Origin of the sequence: Aquimarina muelleri DSM 19832 (assembly GCF_000430665.1) — a bacterium.
Classification (GTDB): Bacteria; Bacteroidota; Bacteroidia; order Flavobacteriales; family Flavobacteriaceae; genus Aquimarina; species Aquimarina muelleri.
This window is the reverse complement of record NZ_AUML01000010.1, coordinates 63,819-77,576: the sequence shown is the minus strand read 5'-3', so window position 1 is coordinate 77,576 and position 13,758 is coordinate 63,819. Positions and strand designations below refer to the sequence as shown.

Sequence of the window (13,758 nt, the reverse complement as noted above, 5' to 3'; positions counted from 1 at the left end):
AGAGGCAACTTTATAGCTGCCTCTCTGTAATTCTAATCTTGTACACTATGCGTTATTTTCCATGTACTCCTCTATAGGAGCACAGGTACATATTAAATTTCTATCTCCGTACGCATCATCTACACGTCTTACTGAAGGCCAAAATTTATTGTCAGCTATATAAGATAATGGGTATGCTGCCTGTTCTCTGGAGTATGGAAAATCCCAATTGTCATTAGTCAGCATAGCCAGAGTATGAGGTGCATTTTTCATTACATTATTTGGATTGTCTGCGTTGGCATCAGCTATTTCTTGACGAATAGAGATTAATGCATCGCAGAAACGGTCTAATTCAGCTTTGCTTTCACTCTCTGTAGGTTCTATCATAATAGTTCCTGCCACAGGAAAAGAAACTGTTGGAGCATGAAAGCCATAATCCATTAGTCTTTTGGCAATATCGGTAACTTCTATACCGTTAGATTTAAACGGTCTACAGTCAATTATCATCTCGTGGGCCGCTCTCCCTCTTTCTCCTTCATATAATACATTATAGTGACCATTTAAACGCTCTTTAATATAGTTGGCATTTAAAATCGCATATTGTGTAGCTTCTTTTAATCCATTAGTGCCAAGCATAGTAATATATCCATAAGATATTAGGCATGCTAGGGCAGATCCCCAAGGTGCTGCAGAAATAGCAGTTATTGCTTGATTACCTCCAGTAGTAATAATTGGGTTTCCTGGTAAAAAAGGAACTAATTGTTTTGCTACGCAAATAGGGCCAACTCCAGGACCACCACCACCATGTGGTATAGCAAAAGTTTTATGCAAGTTAAGATGACATACATCGGCACCTATTACTCCAGGATTTGTTAAACCAACCTGAGCATTCATATTAGCACCATCCATATAAACTTGTCCTCCATTATCATGAATAATTTTAGTAATTTCTTTAATAGCAGATTCATATACACCATGTGTTGATGGATATGTAACCATTAAGGCAGCAAGGTTATCTTTATGTTTTAGAGCTTTTTCTCTAAGATCTTCTACATCAATATTACCTTCTTCAGTAGCTTTGGTAACAACGACTTTCATTCCAGCCATAATCGCTGATGCTGGGTTAGTACCATGTGCAGAGGAAGGAATTAAGCATATATTACGATGATGATCTCCTCTAGATTCATGATATGCTCGAATTACCATTAATCCAGCAAACTCTCCTTGTGCACCAGAATTTGGTTGTAAAGAAGTACCTGCAAATCCTGTGATCTCAGTAAGTTGATCTTCTAGTTTTTTTAGAACTTTTTGATATCCTTCTGCTTGGGCTATTGGAACAAAAGGATGAATGTTACCCCATTGTGGATCGCTAAGTGGTAGCATTTCTGAAGCTGCATTTAATTTCATTGTACAAGACCCTAAAGGAATCATAGAATGATTTAGAGACAGATCCTTACGTTCTAATTTTTTGATATACCGCATCAACTCTGTTTCAGAATGATACGTGTTAAATACTTCGTTTGTTAAAAACTCTGTTTTGCGTTTTAAGTTTTCTGTAATGCTACTTGTTGTAGTAATCTCTTTAATAAAGGGGACCTTTTTTTGTGTTGCTTCAGCAAAAATGGTAATAATAGTATTAAGATCTTCTACAGTAGTAGCTTCGTTTAAGGATATCGAAATCGTTTTCGGATTTGGATAATAGAAGTTTACTTCATGTTTTTCAGCTATTTCTTTTATTTTATTAGCATCCGCTTTAATACGGATAGTATCAAAGTATGTAGCATTAAGTTGTTCAAAACCTAAATCGATTAAAGCATCACTTAAGGTAACTGTATAAGAATTTACTTTTGATGCTATATAAGTTAAACCTTTTGGCCCATGATAAACGCTATACATTCCTGCCATAACAGCTAAAAGAACTTGTGCTGTACATATATTAGAGGTTGCCTTATCTCTTTTAATGTGTTGTTCTCTGGTTTGTAGTGCCATTCTTAAAGCACGATTTCCATTTAGATCTTGAGTAACTCCGATAATTCTACCTGGAATATTTCTTTTATACTCTTCTCTCGTAGCAAAAAATGCAGCATGTGGACCTCCGTACCCTAAAGGGATACCAAAGCGCTGCGTTGTTCCTACGACAACATCTGCATCAAAGCTTCCTGGAGACTTAAGAGAGACTAAACTTAAGATATCTGCTGCTACGGCTACTTTGATTTCTGCTTGATGTGCTTTTTTTACAAAATCAGCATAATCATATACTTGTCCCGATATACCAGGATATTGTAAAATTGCACCATAAAATTCTTTAGAAAAATCAAAATGTTGATGATCTCCTACAACTAATTCTATATCGAGTGGAATAGCTCTGGTCTTTAGCAGGGAGAGGGTTTGAGGTAATATTTCTTCAGAAACGAAAAATTTGTTAGTATTATTTTTTTTCTGATCTCTAGAACGTATAGCAAATAACATAGTCATAGCTTCAGAAGCAGCTGTGCTTTCATCTAATAAAGAAGCATTTGCTAACTCCATGCCTGTAAGATCACAAATCATGGTTTGATAGTTTAATAAAGCTTCTAATCTACCTTGTGCGATTTCTGCTTGGTAAGGGGTGTATGCGGTATACCATCCTGGATTTTCTAAAATATTACGTTGAATAACTGCTGGTAAACAAGCTTCGTGATATCCTAAACCAATATAGGTTTTGTAAACGTTATTTTTAGAAGAAAGCTTTTGCATATGTGATGAGTATTCTTGTTCACTCATTGCAAAATCAAGATTAAGCGGTTTTTTTAAAAGAATATCATCAGGAACAGTCTCATTGATTAATTGTTCTATGGAGTTTACTTTAATTGTATTTAGCATATCACAAAGATCCTTTGTTGATGGACCTATATGACGCAATTTGAAAGAATCAGTTTTCATAGCGAAAAAAACAGTTGAAATTGAGATGCCAAAAATACATATTAAATTGTTAAACTTTCACAATTAATTAACCTAGATATGTCTAGTTTTTAACCAAATTCGGGTTTTGTTAACACACCCTTTTAATTTTTTAATTTGGAAACCCTTAAAAGTATATTCAGATTTTATATAAATGGAAGTATACATGTTGCATTAGCTATGTGTGCTTTGGTACAAGTTACATTTATTAAATTTGGGATTTCTGGTCAACATTATTTTCTTTTATTTAGTTTTTTAGGTGCGATTACTGCTTATAATTTTGTGAAATACTCTAAAGTATCTAAACTTTATCATAGAAGATTAACGAAGTCTATGAAAGGAATTCGCGTTTTAACTATTTTAAGTTGTATATTATTTATTTATTTTGCCAAAGAGATTTCAGTAGAGGCACTGATTTATATGATCCCTTTTAATGTACTAACAATATTGTATGTTATACCTGTTTTTCCTAATAAAAAAAATCTAAGAAGTCTTACTGGAATAAAAATTTTTATTATTGGTGTGGTTTGGGTAGGAATAACGGTATTAGTTCCGTTGGTTCATGCTAAAGGAAATTTAAACTTCGATTTTTTAATTGAAATGATTCAACGTTTTTTGTTTATAGTGGTTATGATGCTGCCTTTTGAAGTAAGAGACCTTCAATATGATGATGCTACTTTAGAAACGATTCCTCAAAAAATTGGAGTGACTAGAACCAAAGTTTTTGGTAGTATTTTATTAGTTGTTTTTTTATTACTTACAGCATTAAAAAATGACATGCTATCTTCTATAGAAATTTTAAGTACTATACTTATAACTACGATTAGTTTATTTTTTTTATGGGGTACAGAAAAAAAACAATCTGAATACTATTGCTCGTTTTGGGTAGAGAGTATACCTATAATGTGGTTAATTATAGTGGTTGTTTTACAAGAATTATTTAATTAACTTTTTCTGTATTTGTTGTTTTGTTAGCTTTTTTATAGAAAGATAAGTTATTTTTGATATTATAATTCTTAAAGATTTTGGTTTGTCTAGTGTTTTTTTAAAATAGGATTGGAGTAATTTTATAGTAAAATAAAAACTTCTCTGTGTTGGCTGTTTTATCGCAGATATACTTTAGCTTTTCATTAATAAGAATGACTTATTGGTTAATTTCATCAAATGATTCTATGAAATGACCTTTTCTACTCTGAGAGATGGTATGTTTATTTATAGAAGTAGTGCTATTTTTCAGACATTTTTTGCTTTAATTTTTCTCTCATAACTTCTTTATCAGAAGGGGTAATAGTGCTAACTTTTGGGTTTTTAACTAGCTTAGTTAATTTGCTATTCTTTGTAGAATATTTTCTACATACACTACAATATATAAGATGTATATTTAGCTTTACTTTTTCCCAAAATGTAGCTTCTTTATATTGATTCTTATCACAAAAGTGATTAGCATCAGCACAGCTTACAAAAAATCTTTTTTTCTTATTCATTATTTTTTCTAAAACCAATTTTTTTCTAAACACTCGGCCATTGCTGTACGAGCTCTATGAATAATAACCCATAAGTTAGACGCGGTAATATCAAATTCATTACAGATTGCTTCGGTCTCGAAACCTTGTATTGTTTTCATTTTAAAAACCTGGGCTTGTTTTTGAGGTAATTTCCCCATGCAATCATGTATAGCTAACCCTAATTCATTATTTTCAATTTTGCTATCTGCATTTCCATCAAAAGGGTCTGCTACTCTTTCTTCTAGCCAATCTCCTTCAGTTTCGGAGTCGGAGGTGTAATTTATTCTTATTTCTGCTTTTCCTTTATTACTATTGATCTTACGGTAATGATCAATAATTTTTCTTTTTAAAATAGAAATTAGCCAAGTACGTTCACTTGCTTCCCCTTTAAAGTTTTTCATGGATTTAAGTCCTGCAAAGAACGTTTCTTGCACTAGATCTTGTGCAATTTCCTTATCATCAACTCTTACGACGGTATAGTTAAATAAGTAATCACTGTATTTATCTACCCATGTATTGGGGTTTATGGTGTTTGTCGACATGGTTCTTTTCTGTTGTTAGGTTTTTCAAAAGTAGAATAAAAAGTCGAATCTTAAAGAAGCTTTTAATAAAGAATGACTTATAGAGATATTAGTAATATCTATTAACTTCATTTTTTAATTATTGTTTTGTTATGTTTTCTAGATGTAATTGTATAGCATGATTACGAGAAACAAGAAATTTGGTAAGATACTTTTTTAAAAAGAATACATCCAGTAGTTTACCTAAAAAACCTAAAGGTATTTTGTATTGTAATTTATCTACCATTTTGGTACCTGATTTAATTTTGTAAAAATGATGTTGATGTTTAAAATATACAAAATATCCTTTTACCATCTCGTCTGTAAAATTATTTGGATATTCAAAAGCAGTAATCAGACTTTTATGAGTGAGATATACTCCGAAATGTTTTCCTTTCCAAGTAACCGTTTCTTTCAGTCCTATTAACCCAGAAGTTCGTCCTGCAATTACTTTTTCTTTTGTTTTTTTAGCAGATATTATATGAAAATCAATACTTCTTGACAAGTCAAATACTTGGTGTGATGGTGCTTTTATTTCGGTTTCTAAGTATATGGTTGTCATGGGTTAATTTACTAGGTGGTTTATAGCGGTTTTTAGCTCTGGATATGTGAATTTAAATCCATTATTTTCAAGTTTTTTAGGGATTACATTCCTGCTTTTTAAGATAAGCTCTGTTTCTGTTTTTATTAATTTGGCTCCAAACTCTAGTAATGGTTTTGGTATTGGTATTCCGAAAGGAACACGTGTGATTTTTCTAAGGGTTTTCATAAAAACCGAATTACTAGAAGGCTTTGGGGAGACGATATTAATAACTCCTTCAATTTTTTTGGTATGGATTATAAATTCAATACTTCTGGCAAAATCCAATTCGTGTATCCAGCTTATTTTTTGATTTCCAGAACCCTGTTTTCCACCAAAACCAATTTTAGATAAATTTAAAATGGGTTGTAGAGCTCCGCCGTTTTTACCTAAAACAATAGCAGTTCTTAAAGCTACTTTTCTCGTATTCAAAGTTTGTTGTTTAAATAATGCTTTTTCCCACGATTTAGCAACATTTACAGAGAATCCCGTACCTATCTCTCCATTAGTTTCATCCATTTCTTTTTCTGATGAATGACGATAAATAGTAGCTGTAGAAGAATTAAGCCAAACTTTAGGTGGATTTGTGCATTTTTGGATTGCTTCTGCTAATATAATAGTAGAATCTATTCTAGAGTGTAAAATAAGATCCTTATTTTTTTTATTATATCTGCAATCCACCGATTTTCCTGTTAGATTTATCAATACATCTGCATTGTTTAGTTCGTTTGTCCAATTCCCGATCGTTTTAGCATCCCAATTCACATATTTAATATTGTTTATTTTCTTGTTTTTTCCACGAGTTAGTATAATAATAGTTTTTACTTTTGTTTTGAAATACTCGGTTACTATTTTTCCTAAAAATCCTGTTCCTGCTGCGATTACTATTTTTTTCATTGTCGATCTATTTTTCTGCGGTTATTATATAGTATCCAAAGTTTTTTATATGCAATCCCGATAATAGGGCAAACAAGGATCCTTTTAAGTTTTTTAAACTTTGAGGTTTTAATGGTTTTTTCTTTATCAGGGTTTTCATTATAAAACCAGTAATGGCAAATGGTACATGTAATACAGATGGTGCTACTCTAAAGGATATATCTTCAATATTTATATTTTTAAATCCAATTTGATGTAGCGTGTCTTTCACTTTGTTAATATTACCTAAACCATCTAGGCTCCAGCCTTTGCATAATTGTTCGTAACAATAATTGCTTCCAAGACATAGATGTTCTTCTTCTTGTTTTAAAAAGGCATCTGCTATAACTAATTTAGAATTAGGTTTTAATATTCTGTACGCTTCTTGTAGAGCCTGTTTGCTGTGTCCAGAATGACAGAAACTCTCGATAGCATAAGCGCCATTTACACTATTGGTTTTAAAAGAAGTGTTACAATAATTTTCTTCTAGGATTAATCCGTTTTTGTGCTGTAGCCTTTTGTTTCCTTCTTTAGCTTGAAAAGGGGATAGTGTTACACCTATGATATGAAGTAATGGATATTTTTTTAACCCATATTGTATGGTGCCACCAATACCACAACCAAGATCTGCCACCAATGAGTTTTGCTTAGGAACATGTAAACGATCAAAAACCTGTTGGTTCATTTGATTAAGCATAGAGTCTCGTTTAAATACATTGGTTTTAAAAGGGATGTAGTATCCAAAGTGCATGTTAAAATCTGTACTCCAGAATTTATAATCTTCGGTTGCTTCATCATAAAAACGTATTATTTTTTCTTTTGAAGCAGATTTTCTAAATCTTAATTTATCTAAAAGGGTTAAGGTGTTCATATTTAATAGTTTTGTTAAAGGTTGAAAAATCCTATACAATTGTATATTGCTAATAGAGTGTAGATTGTAGCAAAAAGAGTAAATAAACAATTCATAAAATAACTGCCGAGTTTAAATATTCTTTTTTTAGGAATATCATACATAGGGTAATAGGCGATTTGAGTTATTACTTTTCCTACCCAATAAATAGCAATAAGACTAGTTATGGCAATTGCTAGTTCCGTTTGATTTTTTAGATTTTCAGGAATTAAAATAGTAATACATCCAAAAGAAAAATTAAGACCTTGAATGTATCTTCCATAGGTTTTTGCAATTTCTTGGTTAAGAGGTTTTAGTTTTTTTACATCTGTATACCAATCAAATACCTTATGGCGTATATATGGATATATTAAAGCAGTAAATATTTGGCCAATTCCTCCTGTAATTAGTAACCAATTTGGAATAGTAAGCGTCATAGTTTTAATTATTTTAAACTTTCAGAAAGTATTGAAATATTAATTTTAAATAAAAAGGAGAAAAACCTCCTTCATATTTTTACATTGTTATTTAATAAGTTTTATCAAAGCTTTTGTAACCCAGTTTTGATCTTGCCCAACTACTTTAGTCATCATGATATCTAGATTACTAGCCATTTCATGTAAAGCTTTGGTTTGTTTTATCAACTCTTTAGTTTTAGAAGTTCCATCTTCTTCAATATTAGAAACATCATTTAATATTTTAATTGTTGGTTGTAACTCTCTTCGGCTTCTTTCTTTTGCTATTTGTCTTGCTAGTTCTTGTACATCTTTTTCTGAAGTGAAGTATTCTTTTCGCTCTCCCATTTTATTTTCTTTAAAAACAATGCCCCAGTCCATTAATTGACGAAGATTCATACTGGTATTGCCTCTTGATATTTGCAATTGTTCCATGATATCTTCCATAGAAAGAGGTTCTGGAGAGATTAATAATAAGGCATGGATTTGTGCCATAGCTTTATTTATTCCCCATAAAGTACCTAGGGATCCCCAGGTAGATATAAACTTATTTTTAGCTTCATCATAATTCATATTTCAAATATATAAAAAATTTTAAACTTTCAAAAAATATTGAAATAAAAAATATAGCTTTGAGTTTGTTCGTCTACTTTGATTCTAAGAGCATATTTTATAAGATAATATTTCTGTTTTAAAGTGTACTAGATTATGTTTTAGGACACTGTATAAAGGATATAAGACATAAATTTATAGGATTAACAAGGCTTTTTTAATAATTTTGTTTACAACTTAATATACACAAACACAAAAATCAACTTTTATGAAATTTCAAGACTTACTCCAGTTCATTAACAATTGTACTCATTTCTTCTCTCATTATGGGACGTGATAATTTGTAATATTTATCCTTACAAATACAACCAAATTAAAGTGAATAAAATATAGCAAAATCTATGTTGTTCTTTTATTCATAGCCTAATTTATTTTTGAAAAACTAGTATTAAAAAAAAGAAGTATCATCAGTATGTATACACCTATCCTTAAGAGGTGTGACAAATGCTTTATTGTTTAAAAAATAAAACATAGAGCGAATTATAAAGAAATTATACTTCTTTATATAGACTGGTTATTCTTTTTACAATCGAAGTGTATTTCGGGGTTAATTCTATTTTATTGAAATATAGTGCCCTGTGTTAGGGTTTGGTGTTATTTTTTTAAACTATTAAAACACAAATTATATAAACTCAACAAATAAAACTAAAAATGAAAAAAATTAATTTATTTATCTTAGCGATGTCATTAAGTATATGCACATCATTTATGTACTCTCAAGAGCGTAAAGGCATGTTTTATGCTACTATGGATACTCAGAGTGCATTACAATTAAAAAAAGATCATCCTAATGATGTGAAAATTATTAAGTCGATAAATGAATATAGTGCAGTAATGCTAAATAACCGTTCGGCAGAAGAATTACATCATACTGGATTGAAACATGGACCGGGCTACTTTTATGAATCCTCTAAAGAAGAAGCCCTAAAGGCTATCGAACAAATTATCTTAATTGATCAACAAAAAGCTTCTTCTGCAAAAAGAGCTGTAGCTTTTGAAATTACTCAAGATCAATTGGTAAATCAAAGTTTGGGGTTGGTTAATAACACTAATATTGATAGACAAATAAAAGAATTAGAGAATTATGGTACTCGTTACCATACTACTGCTAGTGGAAAAAGAGCATCTACAGATTTAAAAGTAAAATGGGAAAGTCTTGCAGGAAATCGTAGTGATGTAACCGTTAGATTAGTAAATCATTCCAATACTTCAATGCCATCTGTTATTATGACGGTTAGAGGGACAGAAAAACCAGACGAGTATGTTGTTTTAGGAGGACATTTAGATTCTACCTCAAGAGAAGGAAACAATAATGCTCCAGGAGCAGATGACAATGCATCAGGTATTGCTACTATTACAGAAGTTGCCAGAGTTTTATTTAGCATGGATTATAAGCCTAAGAGAACTGTAGAGTTTATGGCATTTGCAGCAGAAGAAGTTGGTTTGGTAGGGTCTAAAGAAATAGCGAGAGATTATAAAAATCGAAATGTTAATATAGTAAGCTATATGCAATTAGATATGACTAATTATAAAGGATCTACTCAAGATGTTTTTATAACAACAGATTCTTACAATAGTACTTCTTTAAATAATTTTTTAAAGAAATTAATGGATCATTATAACGCTTCAGGAACACATAAAATTACTTATAGTAACTCTGCTTGTAACTATGGTTGTTCTGATCATCATAGTTTTGCTCAACAAGGATATGAAACAGCATTCCCTATTGAAGCTAAATTTAGTGAAAGTAATCCTAATATACATACGTCCAGAGACACATCGTCTAGATTTCCTACTGCAAACGCAACCCATGCAGCTAAATTTGCAAAGTTAGCTTTAGAGTACCTTATAGAGATTTCTAATGCAGGTTCTGGAGGAAATCCTCCAACAGGATATTGTGCCTCTAATGGTCAAAAAACATCTGATGAATATATTGGTAAAGTAGCTGTAGGAACAATAAATAAAACCTCTACAGCTGGAAATGGTGGGTATAGTGATTTTACTGCCGAGTCCACTAATTTATCCAAAGGATCTTCAAATACTATTACTATAACACCTGCGTGGAGTGGATCTTCTTATAATGAGGGATATGCAGTTTGGATCGACTATAATCAGGATAAAGATTTTGCAGATGCAGGAGAATTAGTATGGAGTAAGTCAGCTTCAAAAACAACTCCGGTAAGTGGTAGTTTTACAGTGCCTTCTGGAGCAAAGGATGGAAGTACAAGAATGCGTGTATCTATGAAATATAATGCAGTTCCTACTGCTTGCGAATCTTTTGAGTATGGAGAAGTCGAAGACTATACTGTAGTTATAGGTGGAACTACTGGTGGAAACGACCCTTGTGAAGGTGTTACACCATATAATTCTTCAGCTACTTATCAGCCTGGGGATCGTGTAACGTATCAAGGTAATCTTTATGAAAGAACCAGTAGTAATGGTTGGAATAAAATTGGACCTTGTAGTTCTTCTGCAAAAAATATAGAAAAAGAAGTATTAGCAAATGACAATGCAATGCTAAAGTTCTATCCTAACCCTGTAACTGGAGATCATATAGATGTAACTGTAGGGAATGATTTATGGAAATCAGGAAACTTACTAATTATAGATGTAAAAGGTAATATACTACAGGAAATAAAGCTTAAGAGTAAAGCTACTCAAATTAATACTTCAAAATTTTCTAGTGGGATATACTTTTTGACACTTTTTAATGGAGCAAATAATTATTCAAAACAGATGATTGTAAAGTAAAATAGAATACTAAGAATGTCAGTCATGGGCTTGTCAAAGGTAGTTTGTTATAAATAAAAACTTCGACAGGCCCATTTTTTGACATTTTATTTAGGTTTATTTTAGTAATCCTGCTCTTTTTAATAAGGCTTCTGGCTTAGGTTCTTGACCTCTAAAGCGTTTATAAAGGATCATTGGGTTTTCTGTTCCGCCCTTAGACAATATATGGTCTTTAAATTTAGTAGCAATCTCCTTATTAAAGATTCCATTTTCTTTAAAATATTCGAAAGCATCAGCATCTAATACTTCTGCCCATTTATAAGAGTAATATCCAGCAGAATACCCTCCCTGAAAGATGTGTGAAAAAGCAGTGCTCATACAATTTTCTTCTACATCAGGATATAAAGAGGTAGTTGAAAAAGTCTTTTTCTCGTATTCTTTTACATTTTTAATGGTAGATGGATCTTTTGAGTGCCATGCCATATCTAATAATCCAAAACTTAATTGGCGAAGAGTAGTCATTCCTTCCATAAATGTTGAAGATTTTTTTATTTTTTCAACCAATTCCATAGGGATTACTTCTCCAGTTTCATAATGTTTGGCAAAAAGCTCAAGTGCTTCTTGTTCATAACACCAATTTTCTAGTACCTGGCTTGGTAATTCTACAAAATCCCAATATACACTAGTTCCTGATAATCCAGGGTATGTTGTGTCTGCAAGCATGCCATGTAATGCATGACCAAACTCGTGAAATAAAGTAGTAACTTCATTAAATGTTAATAAAGAAGGTTTACTAGGGGTAGGTTTAGTGAAATTACAAACGATAGAGATATGCGGACGTATATTATCCCCATTTTTTCTCATTTGTGGCTTATACGAGGTCATCCATGCTCCATTTCGTTTTCCTGGTCTTGGGTGAAAATCCGCATAAAATAAAGCAATAGGATCTCCTTTTTGATTTGTAACATTATATGTTTTTACCTCTTCGTGGTAGGAGTCTACATTTTTAGTTTCTTCAAACTGAAGACCAAATAGTTTGTTGGCAACTATAAACACTCCATCGATTACATTTTCTAGTTTAAAATACGGTTTTAATTTTTCGTCATCTAGATCAAAAAGCTTTTGTTTTAATTTTTCAGAGTAATAGGCGCCATCCCATTTTTGAAGCGCATCAATGCTATCTAATTCTTTTGCGAAGCTTTCTAATTGTTTAAATTCATTTTCTGCAGTAGGTTTTGCTTTTTCTAAAATTTCATTTAAGAAAGAAAATACAGTATTAGGAGTTTCTGCCATTCGCTCTTCAAGAATATAATCCGCATGAGAGGCGTATCCTAATAAGGTAGCACGTTGATGTCTAAGGTTTACTATTTTTAAAACAACCTCTTGATTATCCAAAGAATCTTTGTTAAACCCTTTAGATCCAAAAGCAAGAGCAAGTTTTTTCCGTAGTTCTCGATTATCTGCATAAGTAATAAAAGGTATATAACTAGGATAATCTAAAGTGATTAGCCAACCTTTTTTGTTCTTAGCTTCGGCCATAGCTTTGGCAGCTTCTTTAGCCCCTTCTGGTAAACCAGATAGATCTGATTCTTCAGTGAGTAACATTTCAAATTTATTGGTCTCGGCTAGAATGTTTTCTCCAAATTGTAAACTTAAAGTAGAGAGTTCTTTATCGATTTCTCTAAGTTTTTCCTTTTTGTCATCAGGTAGATTGGCTCCATTTCTTGAAAATGATTTATATCTTTTTTCAAGCAGTCGGGATTGTTCTGCATTAAGGTTTAGTACATCTTTTTGTTTATAAACAGATTCAATTCGTTTAAATAAATCTAGATTAAGAGCGATATCATTACTGTATTCAGAAAGTAAAGGAGATGCTTGTTGGGCTATTTCTTGAATTTTGTCATTAGTTTCTGCACTATTCAAATTAAAAAAAATACTGGTAACTCTGTCTAAGAGTTCTCCGCAATAATCTAAAGCTTCTATAGTATTAGAAAAAGAAGGAGGCTCAGGGTTAGTAACGATACTATCTACTTCTTTTTTGGCAATAGAAATACCGTTTTTAATTGCTGGTAAAAAATGCTCAGACTTTATTTTTGAAAAAGGAGCGGTATCAAAGGGGTGTAATAATGGATTCTTCATTTTTTGTAATGATAATTTCTTAGTGTTATTACTTATGTCGAAAAAAATAACCTTTTATCGAAAAAGACTTAAAGGCTATCTATGTTTTTACCAAAACTAAATTTTATACCGATAGATTTGATAAGGTTTATTAGTATGGTCTGTTATTAGAACAGAGGGTTATTTCTATTTGGGGTATGAATATTAATAATTGTTCTAATATTAAGGACCAAATTTGACGAAAGAGCTGCGATTTTTGCAGCTCTTTTGCTTTAATTTTTTGTTAAAAACTTACTTTTTGTCTAAAAACACCATTATAGATCTGTTTTTTCAAGCAAAAAAATCTTTCAAAATAACTAAATATTGTTTTTTATCGATTAAATATGCTTTTCATCGAAAAGTTGAAATATTTTACATTACTTTTATTGTGTAATTAAAGTAAGGTTTTACCTTTGTTATAGGTTTTAAGAGTAAT

The 13,758-nt window shown here is 31.5% G+C and carries 11 protein-coding genes; 2 read left to right on the top strand and 9 right to left on the bottom strand.

From position 1 onward, the window contains the following. Positions 1–45: 45 nt before the first annotated feature. Entirely contained in the window at positions 46–2,901 is a 2,856-nt protein-coding gene (gene gcvP / locus H527_RS0106875; RefSeq protein ID WP_027412017.1) for an aminomethyl-transferring glycine dehydrogenase, read from the bottom strand. Between the two features lie 135 nt (positions 2,902–3,036). Here gcvP and H527_RS0106870 point away from each other — a divergent pair, with 135 nt between their 5' ends. Beyond that, positions 3,037–3,867, top strand: a complete 831-nt coding sequence (locus H527_RS0106870; RefSeq protein WP_027412016.1) for a UbiA prenyltransferase family protein — start codon at positions 3,037–3,039, stop codon at positions 3,865–3,867. Between the two features lie 278 nt (positions 3,868–4,145). On the opposite strand, the gene H527_RS0106865 is transcribed toward H527_RS0106870, so the two are convergent. From H527_RS0106865 to H527_RS0106835, 7 genes are all read right to left on the bottom strand, one after another. Then, positions 4,146–4,403 carry a hypothetical protein gene (locus H527_RS0106865; protein WP_035087591.1) on the bottom strand — a complete coding sequence of 86 codons (258 nt, stop codon included), beginning with the start codon at positions 4,401–4,403 and terminating at the stop codon, positions 4,146–4,148. A gap of 8 nt (positions 4,404–4,411) precedes the next feature. Continuing rightward, positions 4,412–4,966 carry a sigma-70 family RNA polymerase sigma factor gene (locus tag H527_RS0106860; protein WP_027412014.1) on the bottom strand — a complete coding sequence of 185 codons (555 nt, stop codon included), beginning with the start codon at positions 4,964–4,966 and terminating at the stop codon, positions 4,412–4,414. Positions 4,967–5,084: 118 nt separating this feature from the next. Then, positions 5,085–5,546 carry an SRPBCC family protein gene (locus H527_RS0106855; protein ID WP_027412013.1) on the bottom strand — a complete coding sequence of 154 codons (462 nt, stop codon included), beginning with the start codon at positions 5,544–5,546 and terminating at the stop codon, positions 5,085–5,087. A 3-nt stretch (positions 5,547–5,549) separates the two neighbouring features. After that, complete coding sequence (locus H527_RS0106850; protein ID WP_027412012.1) at positions 5,550–6,461, bottom strand: TIGR01777 family oxidoreductase; 912 nt, start codon at positions 6,459–6,461, stop codon at positions 5,550–5,552. A 7-nt stretch (positions 6,462–6,468) separates the two neighbouring features. After that, on the bottom strand, positions 6,469–7,350 hold the full coding sequence (locus tag H527_RS0106845; protein WP_035087590.1) for a methyltransferase domain-containing protein: 882 nt from the start codon (positions 7,348–7,350) through the stop codon (positions 6,469–6,471). A gap of 14 nt (positions 7,351–7,364) precedes the next feature. Beyond that, the gene (locus H527_RS0106840) at positions 7,365–7,805 is read right to left on the bottom strand and encodes a hypothetical protein (RefSeq protein ID WP_027412010.1); all 441 of its coding nucleotides are present in this window, start codon (positions 7,803–7,805) and stop codon (positions 7,365–7,367) included. Positions 7,806–7,892: 87 nt separating this feature from the next. Beyond that, positions 7,893–8,396 (bottom strand): GbsR/MarR family transcriptional regulator, encoded by a 504-nt coding sequence (locus H527_RS0106835; protein ID WP_027412009.1) that lies wholly within the window; start codon positions 8,394–8,396, stop codon positions 7,893–7,895. 690 nt (positions 8,397–9,086) lie between these two features. Between H527_RS0106835 and H527_RS23090 the strand changes: the two genes are divergently transcribed. Beyond that, the gene (locus H527_RS23090) at positions 9,087–11,186 is read left to right on the top strand and encodes a M20/M25/M40 family metallo-hydrolase (RefSeq protein WP_081414564.1); all 2,100 of its coding nucleotides are present in this window, start codon (positions 9,087–9,089) and stop codon (positions 11,184–11,186) included. A 96-nt stretch (positions 11,187–11,282) separates the two neighbouring features. Here H527_RS23090 and H527_RS0106825 read toward each other — a convergent pair whose 3' ends face one another. After that, positions 11,283–13,304 (bottom strand): M3 family metallopeptidase, encoded by a 2,022-nt coding sequence (locus tag H527_RS0106825; protein ID WP_027412008.1) that lies wholly within the window; start codon positions 13,302–13,304, stop codon positions 11,283–11,285. Between the last annotated feature and the right edge of the window lie 454 nt (positions 13,305–13,758).